Below are 19,133 nucleotides of genomic sequence, written 5' to 3' on the forward strand. Positions count from 1 at the left end.
ATAGTTTTTTTTAAGATCAGTCAGGCTTATTTATGTTAGAGCATGCGCTAAAATGAAACCCCAATGTTTCTATTTAAAGAAAGATTGGGGTTTGTAAATATTAGTTTTTTAAATTCAATGAATTAATCTGATATACTTGTTTTTGTACCTCTAGATGTTTTAGGATCTTCCCCTCCCGCAATAACTTGTAATTGTTTTCTGGAAAGAGCAGTAAAGTTTTTAAGGCTCGATGTTTTTGCCGTGTTTGTTTTATTTTTCATGGTCTGTCTTATTGATTTGGTTTTAAATTAATCAGCTACACTCGTCTTTGTACCTCTAGATAGTTTTGGATCATCTCCTCCTGTGATAACTTGTAATTGTTTTCTGGAAAGAGCAGTGAAGTCTTTTAGGTTTGATGTTTTTGTAATTGCTGTGGTTTTGTTTTTCATAGGTTTATATTCTTTTTAGTTATCTAATGTTTCAATTTGTCTTAAATCATTTTTGAATTAATCATTTACACTCGTCTTTGTTCCTCTAGATGTTTTAGGATCGTCTCCTCCTGTAATAACTTGTAGTTGTTTTCTGGAAAGAGGAGTGAAGTCTTTTAGGTTTGATGTTTTTGCCGTTGCTGTGATTTTGTTTTTCATGGTATTTTATTTTTTTGATTATAGCAATAAAAATAAACAAAAAAATAAGGCGAGTACATAAAAAAATGTAGGATAATTTAGAGTGAAATAAGTTTATTGATTTGTTTAGTAGATTATTACGAGAAACCCGTTGGGTGAAATGCCTAAATATTTTAATTGGCACCCATAGAAATATAGCATTTATGATTGTGAAAAAAGTAAAATAAAAAGAAACTCGTTTCTCACACATAGTCCAGATAGCTATCGGGATGTGTTAATGCTGGTGAAACGCCTTTTTTAAGTTCAATAATTCTATGTTTCTATGTGTTAAAAATAATTACACCCAACGAACGGGTTATGAGAAATAAAAAAGATTGCCCAATAGAAAGATTTTTAAGCAATCGTTTTTGGGAAAGTCAATATCATTTTAGTTCCTTTTCCAATTTGACTTTCTATGGCTAGCGTGCCACTATTTTTTCGGATCATTTGTTTGCATAGTTGCAAGCCTAAACCAGTTCCTATAATCTCTGAGTTTTCTTTTTTTGCCAACAATTCGTTCTCAGTAAGCAATTCTTGAATAGTTTGCTGGCTCATTCCAATTCCGTTGTCCTCAATGATAAGGGTGCAGAAATCGGGATTAATTTCCTGAGTATAAAAACTTATTTTTCCATCTCTATTAGAGAATTTAATGGCATTGTCTAGTAAATTCCTAAGCACAATCTTTAGGGAATCAAGATCTACATAAATAAAAATATTTTTCGAAACCGAATTATCAAAAGTAATCGATTTGTCCAGAAGCAAAGGTTTGTAGTTGTATTCGATTTGCTGAACGATAGAATACAAATGAATAGATTCCTTATGAAAATACAATTGTTTCGTTTGCAGCATCGCCCAATGCAGTAAATTGTCTAGTAAGCTATAAGCGCCATTGGCAATAGTGCTATTCTGGATGATAAGTTGATGAAGTTCATCATAGTTTTTAGTTTCGAGTGTAGCAGATAATTTAGCGTTACTCGTTTTTAGTGCATTTACAGACGATCTCAAATCATGACTAACAATAGAGAACAATTGATCTTTAGTAGCATTGAGTTCATCGAGTTTGTTTTTTTGGAGTAAAATGGTCTTCGCGTTTTTTACTTTTTGACCGTATAAGTAAACGCCTCCGGTTAAAATTAAAAGTAAGCCTATTGAGGCAAAAAACAGACTGTTGCGTTGAGTATCTTTTAGCTTGTTCTCGACTTCTAGTACTTTAATTTGTTTTTGTTTTTGAGCAACAGTAAACTTTTTCTCAAAATCAGCGACTGCCCATATTTTGTTTTGGTTGTTTAGAGAGTCCTTCCAATCTTCTGCTTCTTTTCTGTAATCTATAGCTTTTTTATAATTGCCTCTATTTTCTTCTACAACAGCCATGTTGAAGGCTGTGGTTTGTTTAAGGTCGAAATCTTTTATGTCTTTAGATAAATTATAAGCTTTTTGAAAATAGTATATGGCTTGTTGGTCTTTATATTGTGCATAATAGAAATTGGCGATGTTTATGTTAGCTCGTACAACACTTTTTGTAATATGTTTTGGATTTAAAAAAATATCGTTTGTTAAATAAAACTCCGCTTTATCAAACTGTTTTAAGTGTAAATAACAGATCCCAATATTTCTGTATAAATCGGCTATTTCAGTTTCGTCTTTATGATTTAATATTTCTTTTTGAGCCTTTAAAAAATAAATAATTGCTTTTTCAAAATTTTTCTCAAAATAAAATAACAATCCAATATTATTATCAACTAAATAATAATATTGGAATGATTTACTTATTAAGTCAAATTCAATACGTGATTGTTGGTAGAGCCCTTTCATCATCAATGAGTACCCTCTGAAATAATGACAATATTGTTTAGTTGCTAAATCGGTATTAGAGTTTAATTGTTTTACAGAATATACTAATGTAGAGTCCCATTCTTTTCTTAAAAAAAAAAACTGTGCCTTGCTGAAGTTTTTTTCGCTTTTTATGGTAGCTGCTTTTTTTTGAACAGCAATATCAAAATACTTCGAGTTCTTTTCTTGTTGAGAGAAAATTATTGAGGGTAAAAAAAGAAACAATAAAAGAAAGGTGTGTATTTTTTTTGTCATTATTAGTATTTAATAAAATCAATAATGTTCAATTGTATTTATGATTTATGGATTGTAAACTTAATAATTGTCAAATATTTACTGCAATGTATATACAGATGATGAAAATGTGATAGAGATGCCTTTCTTTTATATTAAGTTGATGCACTTGTTTTTGTGCCTCTAGATATTTTTGGATCTTCTCCTAAACCACCTCCAACATGAGTTGTTGAATTTAAATTTTTCAAATAAGAAACAACTTCTGTGATGTTTCCAACGGTTTTAGAAGTGTAGTCGATCTCTACGTACCAAACATCATAAGTTTCTGGTGAGGCATCATCCCAATCGTAATCGAAAAAAATTTCGAAAACATTCTCATCTTCTGATAGGCTTCCCACAACCGGGGTTTTTGAATCTTTAGAATTAATGTAGATCGTAGCACAGATTTTTAATGTGTCTACGCCATTGTCTGAAAAATGGTTTGCCGAAGCTAGGGGAGGAACAGGAAAGGTAAGATTCTCTGTGTCTGTGAATTTGAAATCGATGTTGTTGATTTTGGTAATCTGGATAACTTTAAATTCCATAAAAGGGGTTTTAGGGTTAATATGTTTATTTTTGGTGGGTTAAAGTTATTTTTTTTCTTCGAATAAAGAGTGAATTTGGTGTGTTTTTTTTGGTTGTATTCTTGTTAAAAATGTTTTTTATTGTGATTGCCGTTTTAAGATAAAAACGAAAAACCCCAATTCAACTAAATGAACTGGGGTTTGTGTGAATAAACTTTTAGTAAAAGATGCTTCAAAAAAATAAATCAACTTGAGCATTTATTTTTTCGACATAATACTCTATTTTTCTAATCGCTCTGTTAAAGAATAGATTTTGTTCTTTAATCCCGGACTGTCCTAAAGGCTTAGAATTGGAGATTTGCTGTTTGAAAAACCGATATACATTTTTGCAGCTCTCTTCATTATCAGTAATAAAGTAACCTAAAAGTGTATAAGGTACAAACATCGTTAGTTTTTCGTTTGCTTCTATAAGCATGTTATTATTCAGTAATATTAGCTCATTATAATAGATAGAGAAGTTGTTATTGGGGTCGTTGCATTTTTCTTTAATCAAATTGATGATTCTCTTTAAGTCAGTGCATAATGCGTTGGCATTTTTCAGATTAAGCAAGCCAGCTTCATAGAAGTATAAGATTTGCTGTAAACTGCTGTTTATCGTAGTGTCGTTCCAGATTTCATTTACCGTTCTGTTTTCGTAGGCATTTTTTAGTTTTTGCATGTATTCTGTAAAAGATTCTTCGATTACAAAGTTTTCAAAGGCAACTTTATTCTGATTTGTATTCAAAAGATTCAACCATACGAAAGCTTTAAATTTTGATAAAATAGTGCCGTCCATAAAATAGAATAACGGAATATCCTTAGCAGAATAGAAAAGTGTGGTTTGCGGGTTTTTAGTCAGTAGTTCAATTTGCTCCGCCGATGTTTTGAAATAGTGGTGCATGTCTTTCAGTGTCTCAATTTCGATTGTTTTCTCTACAATTACTTTTTCCTTTTTTGAAAATAAATTATCAAGAGAAATATTGAAATGATCCGCCAGCGTAATAGTTTCATCAATAGAAAATTTACTTTTTCCCGATATCCTGCGATGCGATGCATCGTAACTGATTTCTAAAACAGTTGCAATTTCATCTATTAGAGAAATTGAGGTTTGAATTTTATTTCTGATTGCTTTTAAAAACGTTTCCTGATATTTCATAATTTGCGATAATCGCAAATATACAAAATACCATTATTGATTTCTGCAAAATTATATGTGATAATTGCAATAGGTTTGTCCTGTAATTTTAAAACTATAATTATGAAAACATCATTTTTAGTGCTCTTGTTATTTGTCTTTGGAGTAATGCGCGCTCAGGATACAATTAAAAATCAGGCCATTGATTCTGTTGAGCAGCATTCGAGAATTTTTAGTCTTTCGCCCATTTCTAAAAAAACAGACAAAGTAAACGGATTGGTTCTGGGGGTTGGACATGTTGAAAATAAACGCATAAGTTCTCAGACAATTAATGGTATAAATATAGAGGCAAATCCGGCGCCGGCAGCAGGAGTTTTATATGCTTTTATGTGTTTAATGTATATGGAAAAAATAATCGAAAATTATAAAAAGGAAGTGATTGTAAAAGCGACCGAAGAAGATTATAAGATTAAAAACATGAATTATACGCCCTATTTAAAATTAAATGGTCTAAATGTTAGTTCCGGGTGTTTTTTTACAACCACAAGTATGAACGGGCTGAATATTTCTGCTGGAAACAAATTCAAAAATTTCAACGGACTTTCAGTTACTGTTTTGGGAACTATTGCTGATCAGCAAAACGGAATTTCAATTGGATTGTATAGTGCAAATAATAATTTGACAGGTTCAGCGATTGGTGTTTACAATAGATCGTATCAATTGAGCGGTTTGCATATAGGAGTTTTTAATCAAGCCAGAATTAATAAGGGGTTGCAGATTGGTGTTTTTAATAAATCAGACTCTAAGGGTTTTCAACTGGGTTTTTGGAATGTAAATAACAAAAGGGCAATGCCTTTTTTAAATTTTTAAATGATGAAAAAAGTTCCTTTTGTACTTATTGCTATTCGATTAGTGCTAGGTTTTGTGATGATTGTGATAGCAAATAACAATTTTACTTATGCCAGATTAATTTTAGTGGCACTAATGATATTGGGATTGCTAACAGATATTTTTGATGGTATCATTGCCCGAAGAGTAGGTGTGTCATCAGAAAAATTAAGAAGGATGGACAGTCAGGTCGATTTGGTTTTTTGGCTTTGTGTTGGTTGGTGCGCCTGGTTGTTAAATCCCGAAATTATTATAGAACATAAATATGCTATTTATTTAATTTTTGTGATGGAAGGACTAACCTATGTTTTTAGTTTTTTAAAATTCAAAAAAGAAACCTGTACACATGCTCTTTTGTCTAAATTATGGGGAGTAACATTGTTGCTTGCATTTGTCTCTATGATTGGTTTTGGTCACGCCGGAATTCCTTTTTTTCTGGCTGTTTTTTTTGGTGTAGTGGGGCATATTGATGTATATCTGATAATCTATTTTCTTCCTAAATGGACGCATGATGTTCCTAGTTCTTATCATGCATATTTAATCCGTAACGGAAAATCAATTAAGCGACATAAATGGTTTAATGGCTGAGTTGTTTAAGAAACAGGTTAAGTGCTGGTTTACATTTTTTATGTAAAATGAGGATATAGAAATGAAAACGAAAAACCCCAATTCAACTAAATGAACTGGGGTTTTCTATGAATAAACCTTTAGTAAACTAAGATCTGATTACTCTTTTTTCTCCTCACGTGGAGGTCTTGGAAGAAGTGCTTTTCTTGACACTTTTTCTTTTCTTGTTTTAGGATCTAATCCTAAATATTTCACCTGGAATACATCTCCCATGTTTACTACGTCAGTAACATTTTCGGTACGTTCCCAAGCAAGTTCAGATACGTGAAGCAATACTTCGTTTCCTGGTGCAGCAGTATATTCTACTACAGCTCCAAAATCAAGCATTTTGATTACTTTAACTTCGTAAGCTTCTCCCATTTGAGGTTTGAAAGTGATAGATTGGATTTTTGCCAATACCGCTTCAATTCCAGCAGGATCTGTACCTAAGATTTCGATAACACCTTCTTCGTTTACTTCGTTGATCACGATAGTTGTACCTGTAGCTTTTTGTAATTCCTGAATTACTTTTCCACCAGGTCCAATTAATGCTCCAATAAAGTTTCCAGGAATAGTTCTGGTAATGATTTTTGGAGAATGCGCTTTAACATCTGCATTTGGTTTAGCAAGCGTTTCAAGTAATTTTCCTAAAATATGCAAACGACCGTCACGAGCCTGAGCCAAAGCCTGCTCCATGATTTCGTATTTCAATCCGTCAATTTTGATGTCCATTTGACAAGCTGTAATACCTTCAGAAGTTCCCGTTACCTTGAAATCCATATCTCCTAAGTGATCTTCATCACCTAAAATATCAGATAAAACTGCAAAACGATCACCATCAGTGATTAATCCCATTGCAATTCCAGAAACTGGACGAATCATTTGAATACCAGCATCCATTAATGCTAATGTTCCTGCACAAACTGTAGCCATAGAAGATGAACCATTAGATTCTAATACTTCAGAAACAACTCTGATTGTATAAGGATTTTCAGCAGGGATCATGTTTTTCAATGCTCTTTGCGCTAAGTTTCCGTGACCAACTTCTCTTCTTGAAGTTCCTCTTAACGGACGAGCTTCTCCTGTAGAAAATGGAGGGAAGTTATAGTGCAAATAGAATTTTTCTTCTCCTTGTTCAGATGGTGAATCAATTTGGTTTGCTTCTCTAGACGTTCCTAAAGTTGCAGTTGCCAAAGCTTGAGTTTCTCCACGTGTAAACAATGCAGAACCGTGTACAGATGGTAAATAATCTACTTCACACCAGATAGGTCTGATTTCTGTAGTTTTTCTTCCGTCAAGACGAGTTCCTAAGTCTAAAGTTACGTTACGAACAGCTTCTTTATTGGTTTTGTAGAAGTATTTAGAAACTAAATCTCCGTTTTCTGCCAATTCTTCTTCTGTAAACAACGCTTTTACTTCTTCTTTTACAGCATCAAATGCAGCAGAACGTTCGTGTTTAGCCGAACCAACTTTTGCAATGTTGTAAATTTTATCATAAGCCGCTGCTTTTACTTTTGCGTAAATAGCATCGTCAGTTTTTTCAGTTTCGTAAGTACGAACTTCTTTTTTACCAAAAGCAGCCTGTAAACGTTCTTGAGCAGCAATTTGGTTTTTAATATGTTCGTGAGCAAATTTAATTGCTTCTAACATTTCAGCTTCTGAGATTTCTTTCATTTCTCCTTCTACCATTGCGATAGAATCAGTCGAAGCTCCAATCATCATATCTATGTCAGATAATTCTAATTGTGCGCGAGATGGATTGATGATAAATTTACCGTCAATTCTTCCAACTCTTGCTTCAGAAATTAAAGTTTCAAAAGGAATGTCAGACAATGCAAGAGCTGCCGAAGCTGCTAATCCTGCTAATGCATCCGGCATCACTTCTTCGTCATGAGACATTAACTGAATCATAACCTGAACTTCTGCGTGATAATCACTTGGGAAAAGCGGACGTAAAACACGGTCAACTAATCTCATTGTTAATACTTCGCTGTCGCTAGGGCGAGCTTCTCTTTTGAAGAAACCACCTGGAAAACGACCTGCTGCTGCAAATTTTTCGCGGTAATCTACCGTTAACGGTAAAAAGTCAATACCCGGACTTGCTTTTCTTGATGATACAACTGTTCCTAAAATAACAGTTTTACCAATTCTTACTACTACAGAACCATCAGCTTGTTTGGCTAAACGTCCTGTCTCGATTGTGATGCTTCTGCCATCACCTAAATCGATACTTTCTACAAATAATTGTGGAATCATAATTTTTTCCTTATTGGTTATACAATGGGTTTTAGTTGTGTTGTAGTTGTTGTGTGTAGTTGTTGTTTATTCTAAAACCCAATGAAAAACCAAACTTTTTTTCTTTTTAAAAATGCTTGTAATATATATAATCTGTAAAAACAAAAAGAGGCACTTTCGCACCTCTTTTCTATATTGATTATTTTCTGATATTCAATACTTTGATAATCTCACGATATCTGTTGATCTCTTTCTTTTTCAAGTAATCAAGCAACGATCTTCTTTTACCTACTAATAGTACTAATGAACGCTCAGTATTATAATCGTGACGATTTTTTTTCAAGTGCTCAGTCAAGTGACTAATTCTGTAAGTAAACAATGCGATTTGAGCTTCTGCTTTTCCAGTGTTTGTTGCTTCACCGTGTTGTGCAAAAATCTCTTCTTTTTTCTCTTTAGTTAAATACATTCCAATATTATTTAATGATTTTTATGTATGTCATACATCTTTTGTAAGACGGGTGCAAAATTAGAACTTTTTTTTGGAAAAAAGAATTTTACGACCTGTTTTTTACAATTGTTATAGGTAGCGAGTAACGAGCTCTTACCGGGATGCCTCTTTTTGTGCCCGGATTCCAGTCTTTAGCATTTTTTATAGCCAGGATTGCAATTTCATCTAATCCGTATCCAACTCCTTTTAATATCTTAGGATCAACTAAACTTCCGTCTTTATCGACAATAAAAGTCAGGTATATTTTTCCATATGCTTTATTTCTGGCTTCTAACGGTATGTACATTGCTTTACTAATATAACTATAAAAGGACTTAATACCTTTTTTAGGACTAGGGCGCTGTTCGGCAACAGTATAAGGATGTTCAATATTTAAAGAATCTAAGGTTATTCCGGAAACCAGTTTGCCGTTTTCATGATTCTCTGTAAAACTATATTTTGATTTTAGAAACTTACCTTTCCAGATTCCATCTCGCAAGCCGTTTTTTACTTTTCCATTTTCTTCTATATATTCATCTTTATAGTCGAGATCTCCATTGCCCGAAATTACTTTTTGCTCCTTTTGATCGTTCCAGTAATTATTTAATTTATAATCGGTGTTATCATCATTAGTAGTAAAATATTCAAATTCAGATTTTATGTTGCCGTTTTCATACCAGTTAAATTCTTTTCCGGTCTTTTTTCCGTTCAAATAATTAACAGTCGATTTTTTGTTTCCGTTTTCATAATAGTAAACAAACTGGCCTTCACGCTTGATAACATCTTTATCTGCAGAAGTTCCAATCATTTTTAAAACTTTGGATTTGTAGTACTCTTTTAAAACGTAAGCCTTCTTATCTAAAAAATATTCTTCAACAATTCTAATGTATTTATAGTTGTCCTCCGTACTTTCGACCCAACTGGAGTCCAGATAAGTGATCTTGCTCGCTGGAATTGTAGTTTGAGAAAATAGTTTTGTCGAAATTGTAAAGAAAATAAAAATACGTAAAATTAGTTTCATAATATATTTCAAGGTTAAGTTAGATGGGTATGTTGAGTTTAGTATAATTTAGCAACTTCCTGATTTACAAATTCTAAAAATCTTTCATCAGCTTCTGTAAATGGATCTATTACGTGGCTGTCAATATCAATTTGACCAATGTTTTGCCCGTTGACAAATAAAGGAACAACGATTTCAGATTTTACCGTAAAGCTACAGGCGATATAATTGTCCTGAGCGGCAACATCCGGCACCACAAAATTGGCGTTACTTTCAGCTACTTGTCCGCAAATTCCTTTTCCAAATGGGATAACGGTATGATCTGTTTCTGCTCCTATATATGGACCTAAATGTAATGTTTTGGTTTCGTGATTGGCAAAATAAAAACCAACCCAGTTGTAGTATTCGATTTCTGCATTTAAAAGCTGGCAGATCGATAATAATTTTTCGTCTCTAAGAGTTTTAGTGTCAGCAACAATAGCGCTTATTTTTGGTTGTAATTCCTGAAATGTCATGATGTGAAAATTTTATACAAAAGTATTTAAAGCTAATCTCAAAAAACATATAAATCTCAAAATTTTTTCTTTAAAAAAATGCCTGCTAAAATTTAAGTCTTACTGGAATACTATATAAGGCATTTTTTCCTGTATAGATAAATTAGTTTATATTCTTTTTTTAGGTAATTTTGCAGCATGAATTTAAAAAAGTGCACAGGACTATTTTTAGCATTGCTCTTGTTGGTTTCCAACATAGGGTTTGCTTTTGATGTGCATTATTGCGGAGGTAAAATCGCTTCGGTTTCATTAAATACTTCCGTTGCTGCCTCTCACGGAAAGAAATGTTGTGGAGTGTCTGAAAAAGAATCTTCTTGTTGTAAGGACAAAGTGGTTCATTTTGAAAAAAAATCAGACGATGCTACTCTTAAGTTTTTCTTTTTTCAATTTGCTTTTGCACCTGTAGTACAGGAATTCAAATCAATTGTTTTTGTAACAATTCCAATTTTTAAAAGCAGTCAGATCATTTCGTATTATTCTGATGCGAATGCTCCTCCTTTATTTAAATTATATCACCAGTATATTTTTTATTCCTGATTTTGATAGTTTAGAGTCAAGCCGTCTTTTGGTTTGCAATACGCTGTTTGCTTATTTCTCAATTGAGGATATGCTTAAAAACAGCTTTTCTAATTACTATTAAAATCTTTTTCATGAAAAAAAATATGATGCTTTTGGGCGTGATTTTACTTTCTTTTTCTGCTTTTTCACAAGAGAATTTAGAGGAAGTGAAAATTACCAAAAAGCAAAAAGGAATCAAAAAATCCTATACGCTTACTGCTAATACAACTGTTATTACAAGCAAAGAACTGTTAAAAGCCGCTTGCTGTAATCTGGCCGAAAGTTTCGAGACAAATCCTTCAATCGATGTGAATTTTTCTGATGCTTTAACAGGAACCAAGCAAATAAAAATGCTTGGTCTGACAAGTCCTTATTTAATGATTACCGAAGAAAATATTCCTTCGGTTCGTGGCGCTTCCCAGGCTTACGGTTTGTCATTTACGCCCGGAACATGGATCGAGAGTGTTCAGATTACCAAAGGTGCCGGTAGTGTTGTAAACGGTTACGAGAGTATTTCAGGGCAAATAAATACAGAACTTCTAAAACCTTTAAGCGACATTCCGTTCTTCCTGAATGTTTATGGTTCTACCGATGCCCGTTTTGAGGTAAATACTCATTTTAATAAAAAATTGTCTGATAAATGGGCAACAAGTTTGTTTGTTCACGGAAATGCCCGTGTTGCAAAAAATGACATGAATGATGATGGGTTTCTGGATAATCCGCTAGGGAAACAAATCAATGTCCTGAACCGTTATCAATATTATAATCCCGAAAGCGGTATTGTGAGCTTTATCAATTTTAGATATATGAATGATAAAAAACAAACGGGAGAAGTTGATTTTGATAAAGACAGAGATCGCGGTACTACAAATCATTGGGGATCTGAAATTAATACGGAACGTTTTGATGTGTCTACAAAAGTGGGTTACGTTTTTAAGGATATGCCATATCAGAGTATTGGTTTTCAGAATGCTTTTAACAGCCACAATCAAAACTCTTATTTTGGGTTGAATTTATATGATATCAGACAGAATAGTTTTTATTCTAATTTAATTTTCAATTCGATTATCAATAATACAAAACACAAGTTCTCGACCGGTTTAAATTTTACTTACGATCAGTATCAGGAATTTGTTAATGTAACGGATTACAGTAGAATTGATAATTCGGTTGGAGCATTCTTTGAATATACATATGATAATAATGATAATTTTAGTTTGATTTTAGGAGGCAGAGTTGATAATCATAATCGTCTGGGCTTTTTTGCAACACCTCGTTTGCATATGAGATATAATCCCTGGAAAGATGGAGTACTTCGTTTTTCTGCAGGAAGGGGAAAACGCTCAGCGAATATTTTTGCAGAGAATCAACAGCTTTTTGCTAGTTCCAGAACGTTCTCCATTTTAGATACCGGAGGAAAGATTTATGGATTGAATCCTGAAATTGCATGGAACTACGGTGTGAGTTTTTCTCAGAAATTTAAACTTTTCAGTAAAAATGCTGAGGTAGGATTTGATTTCTATCGTACCGATTTTAAGAATCAGGCAATTGTAGATTTGATGCAAAGCCCGCAAGAGGTTTCGTTCTATAATCTAAGAGGTAGCTCTTTTGCAAATAGCTTTCAGTTCGAGTTTAATTATGAGCTGATTCATAACTTGAATTTAAGAACTGCTTATAAATATTATGATGTTCAAACGGATTATTTAACGGGTACTTTTCAGCGTCCGTTGCAGGCGAAACTTCGTTTTTTAGGAAATCTGGAATATGAAACCCAATTGAAAGATGAAAAACAATGGAAGTTTGATTTTACCTTTAATTGGTCCGGAAAACAACAGCTGCCTTATACAGCATCAAATCCTGTGGAGGATCAGTTTCCTGATTTTTCGCCATCGTATGCCGTTATGAATGTTCAGGTAACAAGAGTTTTTTCGTCAGTTTTAGAAGTATATGCAGGAGGGGAAAACATTGGAAATTACAAACAGAAGAAAGCTATTTTGGGTGCCGGAGATCCTTTTGGTCCTAACTTTGATGCTTCTATTGCATATGCTCCAATTTTTGGACAAATGTATTACGCAGGATTACGATTTAAAATAAAATAAAGAATTCAATTTCAAAAATCAATAACAAATAATAAAATGAAAAATTTAATTTTAATTGCAATGATCACTTTTTTAGGATTTTCGGCTCAGGCTCAAACTAAAAAAAATAAGAATTTAAAATACACAACAGAAGTAAACGGTAATTGTGAGCAATGTAAAAAGCGAATCGAAAAAGCAGCATTTAGTGTTCCTGGAGTAAAATCAGCTACCTGGGATATTAGTTCGCATCAATTGGCAGTAATTTTAAATGAAGAGAAATCGTCTCCGGAAGATTTGAATAAAGCCGTTGCTAAAGTAGGGCATGATACTAAGGATGTTAAAGCAACTGAAGCTGATTATGAGAATTTGCATTCTTGTTGTAAATATGTAAGAGAATAATTATTTTGAGAGCCCATGTTTTTGTCAGGGCTTTTTAATAGTTAATTTATCTTTAAAATAGAGCAAATTATTGGTGTTGAAGCAAATTATTGTTAATTTCACGAACTTATAAATATAACCAAACGCATTTATGAATAATTTTGATTGGAGTCAATTAATTAACCCTGAATTTTATATTACATTAAGTATAGGAGGTGTTCAAATTGGTTTGTTTATTGTTTTGTTTATTGTTTTTGCAGAGACAGGACTTTTTGCAGGTTTCTTTCTTCCGGGAGACAGTTTACTTTTTTTAGCGGGTATTTATAGTCGTGACTTAATGCTGAATGTTGTTGATATTCCGGCAGATTTCATAAATGTATTTGTCCTTTCTACGCTTGTTGCAATAATGGGAGTTTTGGGTAATATGACAGGATATTGGTTTGGTGCCAAAAGTGGCTATTATTTGTTTAAAAAAGAAGATTCATTTTGGTTCAAAAAGAAGTACTTGTTACAATCTAAGGATTTCTTTGAGAAGTATGGCGGTAAGGCGATTATCTATGCGCGTTTTCTTCCAATTTTCAGAACATTTGCACCAATCATTGCAGGGATCGTTTCTATGGATAAAAAGAAATTTATGTTCTTTAATGTTTTAAGTTCATTTTTATGGTCGTTCATTCTGATTTTTGCAGGTCATTATTTGTATGGAATCTTTCTAAGACAAGGAATTGATCTAAAGCACCATATTGAATATATCATTATCATAATTGTTATCATATCTACATTTCCGGTTTTGGTAAAGCTTTTAAAGAAAAGACCAAGCGAAAAGATATAATTAAATATACAAATACAAAAAAGTCCGAAGTTTAAAGCTTCGGACTTTTTTTATGCTTGATAGTTTTTTTAAGTATGGCGATGATTTAAACGTTGGAGCACAATATGAATCAATGCTAAATCTTGTGGAAAGTATAAAAAAATATACAAAGTGACTATTTTTTACCGCAGAGAAAGCAAAGATTTTTCGCAGAGTTCACTAAGATTTAAGTTGTGTTTACATAATCTAAGTGTACAAAGCTTTGTGTCTCGAGGCTTTGGGCAGTATCATTAAGTTAACGAATGGGTAATAGACAGAGAAGTAACCACAAAGTTTGTCATCTCGACGAAGGAGAGATCACACTAGTATTTCCGTTCAGCTATTCGCTAATCTTTGTCGATTTTTTTGTATGATCTCTCCTGCGTCGAGATGACAAGATTACGGATTCTGAAAGAGTTAATTCGCATTAAAAAATTTCTTAACTTAATGACATTGTCCGAGCGATAGCGAACAGGTGCAGCAATTTTTTAAATTTAGAATTTATCCCAAAGGATTACCATTCATTTACTTTATTGGCATCCATTTTCAAGAAGATAAACAATAAAATAGTGAATCCCCAAAGTCCGGAACCGCCATATGAAAAGAACGGCAGGGGAACCCCAATTGTTGGGAAAATTCCAATAACCATTGCAATGTTTACAAAAAAGTGAGTGAATAAAATTCCGGCAACACAATAGCCATAAACTCTGCTGAATTTTGTTTTTTGTCTTTCAGCCAGATAGATTACTCTTAATAATAAACCAACAAAAAGTGCGATCACAACCATTGATCCTGCAAAACCCCATTCTTCGCCTACAGTTGTAAAAATGTAATCGGTGTGTTGTTCCGGAACGAATCCTCCTTTTGTCTGAGTTCCTTCCAGAAAACCTTTTCCAATCCAGCCTCCTGATCCAATGGCAATTTCTGATTGGTTGGTATTATATCCGATCCCTTTCATATCGACAGTTTTACCTAGTAATATGTTAAAACGGTCACGGTGGTGTTGTTTGAAGATATTGTCAAAAACATAATCTACAGATAAAACAAAAGCCGAAATAACAGCTAATAAAATACTGCTTAAAATTATATTTCGATCAACGGCCCTGCCTTTAAAATGTATAATAATTAATACACCCAAGGCAATTAAAATAACTGCGTAAGGTTCTAAAACAAGCGTTAAGACAAATAATACTATGGTGATAAAACCAGTCCAGACATACCATGAAGGCAGCCCTTCGCGATACAAAACAACAATAAAAATACTGTAAATTAAGGCACTCCCGGGATCCGGTTGTGGTAAAATCAATAATACAGGCAAAAATACAATGGCTAAAGCCTGAACTTGCCTGTTTACATCTTTCAGATTGATTTGTGTATCACTTAGATATTTGGCCAGCGCTAATGATGTGGCAGCTTTTGCAAACTCAGAAGGCTGTATGGTAAAACTTCCAATAGCGTACCAGCATCTTTGTCCTGCGATGGTTTTTCCAAAAAGAAATAAACCGGCTAAAGACAAAAGGGAAACCCCGAAAATAATACTGGCATATTTTTCATAAAACTTTCCATCAACAAAAAGTACGATAAAAATCAAAGGAATTGTACAACCAATAAAAATTAATTGCTTTTGATAAGTTCCGTCCGTAGATAATAATGATGAGGAATAGATGTTGAGCCACCCCAGTATTACCAACGCAGTGTAAATAAAAACACTTATCCAGTCAATGTTATTTTTTATACTTTGGTTTTTCATTTGAAATAATGGTATTAATTTTCTTGGGTGGTGTCTAAACGTACTTTTTTTACTTCTACTTGTGGTTGCTTTACCATTTTAGCTCTCATAACAGAGTCTTTTGGAGTAGATTCAATAGCGCTCGCTGCAGTCATTCCTCCTAATTTTGCATATTCGCTTACAAGACTTTTGTTTAATACCCTAATTTCTAAATCATTTCTAGTAATTTTCTTTCTTAGGTATTTTTCTATCATCAAACTTGCAATTGGTCCGGCAACTGCAGCACCAAAACCTCCATTTTCAATCATAATTGCGATTGCGATCTTAGGATTGTCTTTTGGCGCAAAGGCTACAAATATTGAGTGATCTTTAAGCTGTGTTCTTTTTCCGTTTATTTTAGCAAAATTCTCCGCTGTCCCGGTTTTTCCACAAATATCAATACCTTCAACTCTTAATGCACGCGCAGTACCAAGGTTGTAAACATCAAACAAACCGCTGATAACCGGAGGGAAATATTTTTGATCTACCGTAGTAACGTGTTTTGTGGTAAACTTAGCATCAATTTTTTTGCCCTCAATTTTTTTTATGATATGAGGTGTATAATAATAACCTTGATTCGCTACAGTAGCCATCATATTCGCTAACTGAATAGGCGTCATTAAAACCTCTCCCTGACCAATAGCATTCGATACAATTGTGGTACTTCGCCATCCTCCGTTAGGATATATTTTTTTGTACGTTTTAGATGTTGGTATATTTCCTCTTTTACCGGTTGGTAAATCATATCCCATAAACTGACCTAGCCCAAAACTTTTTACGTGATCACTCCATACATCTACAGCTTTAGCCGGATCTGCATATTTATTTATAGTTAGCATATAAGTCTGTGCGAAATAAGTATTACATGAATTGTAAATACCATTATGTAACTGTTGGTTTGGTGCGTGACTATGGCATTTCATAAAACGACCTCTTCCATAACTGAATCCATTATGACAAAAAAACGTGGTGTTTTCGTTTATTACCTGTTCCTGTAAGCCAATTAAACCTGTTAAAATTTTGAAAGGTGAACCTGGCGGGTATTCTGCAAGTAATCCACGGTCATATAATGGTTTTGCTATAGAATCATGATATAATAAAGTATAGTTTTTAGAGCGTTGTCTTCCTACCAAGATACCCGGATCATAAGACGGTGCAGTAACTAGCGCTAAAATTTCTCCTGATTTAGGTTCAATAGCGACAATTCCTCCTCTTTTATTGATCATTAATTCTTCTCCGTACTTTTGAAGTTCAGCATCAATAGTCAGATTAATGTCTTCTCCGGCAACAGCGATAGTGTCGTATTTACCTTCTTTATAAGAACCAATTTCTCTATTATATTTATCTTTCTGGATGTATTTTACGCCTTTTATTCCGCGTAAAACTTCTTCGTAGCTTTCTTCAACACCTTGTCTTCCAATCAAGTCACCGCTATTGTAATAAGGGTTTTTAGCAATTAATTTTTCATTTACCTGTAAAATAGAGCCAAAAATATTGGCGCCATAATCTACTTCGTAATCACGAAGTGATCTTTTTTGGAAATAGAAACCTTCATATTTTCTGATCTTTTCCTGAAAAGCGGCAAATTCAGATTTATTTAATTGCGGTAAAAATACAGAAGGTAATCGTGGGCTGTATACTTTGGCTTTTGCAATGCGCTTATCGTAGTCTTCTTTGGTGATATTCAGTAATGCACAGAATTCAGTGATATTTAAGTCATCTTTGATTTCTCTCGGAATAACCATGATATCGTAAGAAGCCTGATTGGCTACTAATAATTTCCCGTATCGATCATAGATATATCCCCTTTCAGGATAGTCGTACTGTTTCTTTATTGCGTTATTATCTGATTTTAACTTGAAAGAATCATCTATAATTTGCAAATAAAATACCCTCATCACAAGCAAAGATGCTGCGATAATAATTAAAGAGGGCAGCAGAACTTTTCTCATCGTTTATTGGGCTTAATAAGGTAAATTATTATAATTGAGGTGATTATTGTAAATATAGAACTAAATAAAGTTCGGAGCAAAATGTCTCCAATAAATCTAAATTCAAAAGCTTCCAGTATAAATAATACAATATGATGTATTACAACAGAGACCAGAATAAATGAGAATCGTTCAGGAGTTAATGAATCGTTCAGCTTTATAGTTTGGTATTCATAACTAAGCCCAAATGAGAACTTAAAAATATAAGGTCTGTAATAGGCGAGAATAACACATGCCGTAGCATGAATTCCTCCGGAATTGCAAAACATATCCATTGTTAGACCAAGTAAAAAGCTCGAGAAAATTAATCCCGCCTTGTTGCCGTTTACCGGATACAAAATAATGTATAGGATGTATGGGAAGGGACTTATGTACCCTAAAAAATTCATATTATTGAAAATAACAATTTGAATTGTTAGTAACATAATAAAACGAAGAATATTGACTAACAAAGCGCTATTCATTTTTTTTCTTGTTTTCTAAATTAATAAGTTCCTCTCTGTCCCTGCTCTTAATAATATAAACGTGTCCTAAGTTGGTCATATCGTTAAATAGTTTAACGTTTATGACATAGGAACTAGTGTTCGCTTTTGTTGAAATCTTATCGACAGTACCAATGTTGATTCCTTCAGGGAAAATTACAGATTGGCCACCTGTAACAATTGTATCTCCTTTTCTGATAGAAGCTAATCTTGGCACATCTTCTAATTGAACAAATCCGGTGCTTTTTCCGTCCCAGGTTAAAGAACCAAAGTGATTTGATTTTTTAAGTTTTGCATTAATATGCGATCTCATATTCAAAATACTAACTACTGTAGAGTATCTTGGCGAAGTATTATCAATTATACCAATAATTCCTAAGCTGTTGATTACTCCCATATCCGGCTTGATTCCTTCGTTTGCTCCGGAATTTAGCGTGATAAAGTTCTCATGCGTATTGTATGAGTTATGAATTACTTTTGAAACAATAATATCTGCAGGTTTTACGCCTTTGATAGTATCCGGTGGAGGAAGTTTTGTGGTATCTTCTTTATTAAATAACAGGCTTTTTAATCTTGCATTTTCAAGTACAAGTTCGTCATTTTCAGTTTTTAAATTCAAATATTCGTTTACACGATTAATTTTTTCATAAACACCGCCGCTTAAAAAATTAGCAGAACTGATTACTTTACTTCTATGATAAGAATGGGATTGAATTGTGAGAGCCAACGAAATGCCTAAAAGCAGCAAAAACAGCAATCGATTACTGTTTCTTATAATAAAATTAAAAATTTGCTGCATTTCTTGTTCGATTA

At 33.3% G+C, this 19,133-nt stretch carries 20 protein-coding genes; 6 read left to right on the top strand and 14 right to left on the bottom strand.

The window, feature by feature from the left end; all coding sequences use genetic code 11:
• Positions 1–122: 122 nt before the first annotated feature.
• From NJT12_RS16130 to NJT12_RS16155, 6 genes are all read right to left on the bottom strand, one after another.
• Entirely contained in the window at positions 123–260 is a 138-nt protein-coding gene (locus NJT12_RS16130) for a hypothetical protein (RefSeq protein ID WP_271336956.1), read from the bottom strand.
• A 27-nt stretch (positions 261–287) separates the two neighbouring features.
• On the bottom strand, positions 288–428 hold the full coding sequence (locus NJT12_RS16135; protein ID WP_271336957.1) for a hypothetical protein: 141 nt from the start codon (positions 426–428) through the stop codon (positions 288–290).
• A 57-nt stretch (positions 429–485) separates the two neighbouring features.
• Positions 486–626, bottom strand: a complete 141-nt coding sequence (locus NJT12_RS16140) for a hypothetical protein (RefSeq protein WP_271336958.1) — start codon at positions 624–626, stop codon at positions 486–488.
• Between the two features lie 372 nt (positions 627–998).
• Complete coding sequence (locus tag NJT12_RS16145) at positions 999–2,729, bottom strand: tetratricopeptide repeat-containing sensor histidine kinase (RefSeq protein WP_271336959.1); 1,731 nt, start codon at positions 2,727–2,729, stop codon at positions 999–1,001.
• Between the two features lie 134 nt (positions 2,730–2,863).
• Positions 2,864–3,292 (bottom strand): hypothetical protein, encoded by a 429-nt coding sequence (locus tag NJT12_RS16150; protein ID WP_271336960.1) that lies wholly within the window; start codon positions 3,290–3,292, stop codon positions 2,864–2,866.
• Between the two features lie 211 nt (positions 3,293–3,503).
• On the bottom strand, positions 3,504–4,466 hold the full coding sequence (locus NJT12_RS16155; protein ID WP_271336961.1) for a hypothetical protein: 963 nt from the start codon (positions 4,464–4,466) through the stop codon (positions 3,504–3,506).
• 102 nt (positions 4,467–4,568) lie between these two features.
• Between NJT12_RS16155 and NJT12_RS16160 the strand changes: the two genes are divergently transcribed.
• On the top strand, positions 4,569–5,315 hold the full coding sequence (locus NJT12_RS16160) for an LA_2272 family surface repeat-containing protein (RefSeq protein WP_271336962.1): 747 nt from the start codon (positions 4,569–4,571) through the stop codon (positions 5,313–5,315).
• Between the two features lie 3 nt (positions 5,316–5,318).
• Positions 5,319–5,921: a CDP-alcohol phosphatidyltransferase family protein gene (locus NJT12_RS16165; protein WP_271337002.1), complete on the top strand. Its 603-nt coding sequence runs from the start codon at positions 5,319–5,321 to the stop codon at positions 5,919–5,921.
• Between the two features lie 138 nt (positions 5,922–6,059).
• On the opposite strand, the gene NJT12_RS16170 is transcribed toward NJT12_RS16165, so the two are convergent.
• The 4 genes from NJT12_RS16170 to NJT12_RS16185 all read right to left on the bottom strand — a co-directional run bounded on the left by NJT12_RS16170 (position 6,060) and on the right by NJT12_RS16185 (position 10,176).
• Positions 6,060–8,195 carry a polyribonucleotide nucleotidyltransferase gene (locus NJT12_RS16170; RefSeq protein ID WP_271336963.1) on the bottom strand — a complete coding sequence of 712 codons (2,136 nt, stop codon included), beginning with the start codon at positions 8,193–8,195 and terminating at the stop codon, positions 6,060–6,062.
• A gap of 178 nt (positions 8,196–8,373) precedes the next feature.
• Positions 8,374–8,640, bottom strand: a complete 267-nt coding sequence (rpsO, locus tag NJT12_RS16175; protein WP_041516556.1) for a 30S ribosomal protein S15 — start codon at positions 8,638–8,640, stop codon at positions 8,374–8,376.
• A gap of 88 nt (positions 8,641–8,728) precedes the next feature.
• A complete protein-coding gene (locus NJT12_RS16180; protein ID WP_271336964.1) occupies positions 8,729–9,682 on the bottom strand; it encodes an energy transducer TonB in 954 nt (317 codons plus the stop codon).
• Between the two features lie 38 nt (positions 9,683–9,720).
• Complete coding sequence (locus NJT12_RS16185) at positions 9,721–10,176, bottom strand: GAF domain-containing protein (RefSeq protein WP_271336965.1); 456 nt, start codon at positions 10,174–10,176, stop codon at positions 9,721–9,723.
• A 177-nt stretch (positions 10,177–10,353) separates the two neighbouring features.
• On the opposite strand from NJT12_RS16185, the gene NJT12_RS16190 reads away from it, so the two are divergent.
• From NJT12_RS16190 to NJT12_RS16205, 4 genes are all read left to right on the top strand, one after another.
• A complete protein-coding gene (locus NJT12_RS16190) occupies positions 10,354–10,752 on the top strand; it encodes an HYC_CC_PP family protein (protein WP_271336966.1) in 399 nt (132 codons plus the stop codon).
• Positions 10,753–10,865: 113 nt separating this feature from the next.
• On the top strand, positions 10,866–12,872 hold the full coding sequence (locus NJT12_RS16195) for a TonB-dependent receptor plug domain-containing protein (RefSeq protein ID WP_271336967.1): 2,007 nt from the start codon (positions 10,866–10,868) through the stop codon (positions 12,870–12,872).
• Between the two features lie 36 nt (positions 12,873–12,908).
• Positions 12,909–13,250, top strand: coding sequence for a heavy-metal-associated domain-containing protein (locus NJT12_RS16200; RefSeq protein WP_271336968.1), 342 nt, complete (start codon positions 12,909–12,911; stop codon positions 13,248–13,250).
• Positions 13,251–13,380: 130 nt separating this feature from the next.
• Positions 13,381–14,061, top strand: a complete 681-nt coding sequence (locus tag NJT12_RS16205; protein WP_271336970.1) for a DedA family protein — start codon at positions 13,381–13,383, stop codon at positions 14,059–14,061.
• A gap of 532 nt (positions 14,062–14,593) precedes the next feature.
• On the opposite strand, the gene rodA is transcribed toward NJT12_RS16205, so the two are convergent.
• From rodA to mreC, 4 genes are read right to left on the bottom strand one after another with little or no spacing between them, the layout of a single operon-like run.
• Positions 14,594–15,829 (bottom strand): rod shape-determining protein RodA, encoded by a 1,236-nt coding sequence (gene rodA / locus NJT12_RS16210; protein WP_271336971.1) that lies wholly within the window; start codon positions 15,827–15,829, stop codon positions 14,594–14,596.
• Positions 15,830–15,843: 14 nt separating this feature from the next.
• Positions 15,844–17,799 (bottom strand): penicillin-binding protein 2, encoded by a 1,956-nt coding sequence (gene mrdA, locus NJT12_RS16215; RefSeq protein WP_271336973.1) that lies wholly within the window; start codon positions 17,797–17,799, stop codon positions 15,844–15,846.
• Positions 17,796–18,302, bottom strand: coding sequence for a rod shape-determining protein MreD (locus NJT12_RS16220; RefSeq protein WP_271336974.1), 507 nt, complete (start codon positions 18,300–18,302; stop codon positions 17,796–17,798). Before NJT12_RS16220 ends, mrdA begins: the two co-directional genes overlap by 4 nt.
• Positions 18,295–19,119: a rod shape-determining protein MreC gene (gene mreC / locus NJT12_RS16225; RefSeq protein WP_271336975.1), complete on the bottom strand. Its 825-nt coding sequence runs from the start codon at positions 19,117–19,119 to the stop codon at positions 18,295–18,297. Before mreC ends, NJT12_RS16220 begins: the two co-directional genes overlap by 8 nt.
• Positions 19,120–19,133: the final 14 nt, after the last annotated feature.

Source organism: Flavobacterium azizsancarii, from assembly GCF_027980145.1.
Taxonomy (GTDB): domain Bacteria; phylum Bacteroidota; class Bacteroidia; order Flavobacteriales; family Flavobacteriaceae; genus Flavobacterium; species Flavobacterium azizsancarii.

Bases quoted from the DNA above. Each gene is read 5' to 3' on its own strand.
- NJT12_RS16155 (WP_271336961.1), bottom strand. From the start codon at position 4,466: ATGAAATATCAGGAAACGTTTTTAAAAGCAATCAGAAATAAAATTCAA.
- NJT12_RS16150 (WP_271336960.1), bottom strand. From the start codon at position 3,292: ATGGAATTTAAAGTTATCCAGATTACCAAAATCAACAACATCGATTTC.
- NJT12_RS16160 (WP_271336962.1), top strand. From the start codon at position 4,569: ATGAAAACATCATTTTTAGTGCTCTTGTTATTTGTCTTTGGAGTAATG.
- rodA (WP_271336971.1), bottom strand. From the start codon at position 15,829: ATGAAAAACCAAAGTATAAAAAATAACATTGACTGGATAAGTGTTTTT.
- NJT12_RS16195 (WP_271336967.1), top strand. From the start codon at position 10,866: ATGAAAAAAAATATGATGCTTTTGGGCGTGATTTTACTTTCTTTTTCT.
- mreC (WP_271336975.1), bottom strand. From the start codon at position 19,119: ATGCAGCAAATTTTTAATTTTATTATAAGAAACAGTAATCGATTGCTG.
- NJT12_RS16165 (WP_271337002.1), top strand. From the start codon at position 5,319: ATGAAAAAAGTTCCTTTTGTACTTATTGCTATTCGATTAGTGCTAGGT.
- NJT12_RS16140 (WP_271336958.1), bottom strand. From the start codon at position 626: ATGAAAAACAAAATCACAGCAACGGCAAAAACATCAAACCTAAAAGAC.
- NJT12_RS16145 (WP_271336959.1), bottom strand. From the start codon at position 2,729: ATGACAAAAAAAATACACACCTTTCTTTTATTGTTTCTTTTTTTACCC.
- NJT12_RS16170 (WP_271336963.1), bottom strand. From the start codon at position 8,195: ATGATTCCACAATTATTTGTAGAAAGTATCGATTTAGGTGATGGCAGA.
- NJT12_RS16130 (WP_271336956.1), bottom strand. From the start codon at position 260: ATGAAAAATAAAACAAACACGGCAAAAACATCGAGCCTTAAAAACTTT.
- NJT12_RS16185 (WP_271336965.1), bottom strand. From the start codon at position 10,176: ATGACATTTCAGGAATTACAACCAAAAATAAGCGCTATTGTTGCTGAC.
- NJT12_RS16190 (WP_271336966.1), top strand. From the start codon at position 10,354: ATGAATTTAAAAAAGTGCACAGGACTATTTTTAGCATTGCTCTTGTTG.
- NJT12_RS16135 (WP_271336957.1), bottom strand. From the start codon at position 428: ATGAAAAACAAAACCACAGCAATTACAAAAACATCAAACCTAAAAGAC.
- NJT12_RS16220 (WP_271336974.1), bottom strand. From the start codon at position 18,302: ATGAATAGCGCTTTGTTAGTCAATATTCTTCGTTTTATTATGTTACTA.
- NJT12_RS16205 (WP_271336970.1), top strand. From the start codon at position 13,381: ATGAATAATTTTGATTGGAGTCAATTAATTAACCCTGAATTTTATATT.
- rpsO (WP_041516556.1), bottom strand. From the start codon at position 8,640: ATGTATTTAACTAAAGAGAAAAAAGAAGAGATTTTTGCACAACACGGT.
- NJT12_RS16200 (WP_271336968.1), top strand. From the start codon at position 12,909: ATGAAAAATTTAATTTTAATTGCAATGATCACTTTTTTAGGATTTTCG.
- mrdA (WP_271336973.1), bottom strand. From the start codon at position 17,799: ATGAGAAAAGTTCTGCTGCCCTCTTTAATTATTATCGCAGCATCTTTG.
- NJT12_RS16180 (WP_271336964.1), bottom strand. From the start codon at position 9,682: ATGAAACTAATTTTACGTATTTTTATTTTCTTTACAATTTCGACAAAA.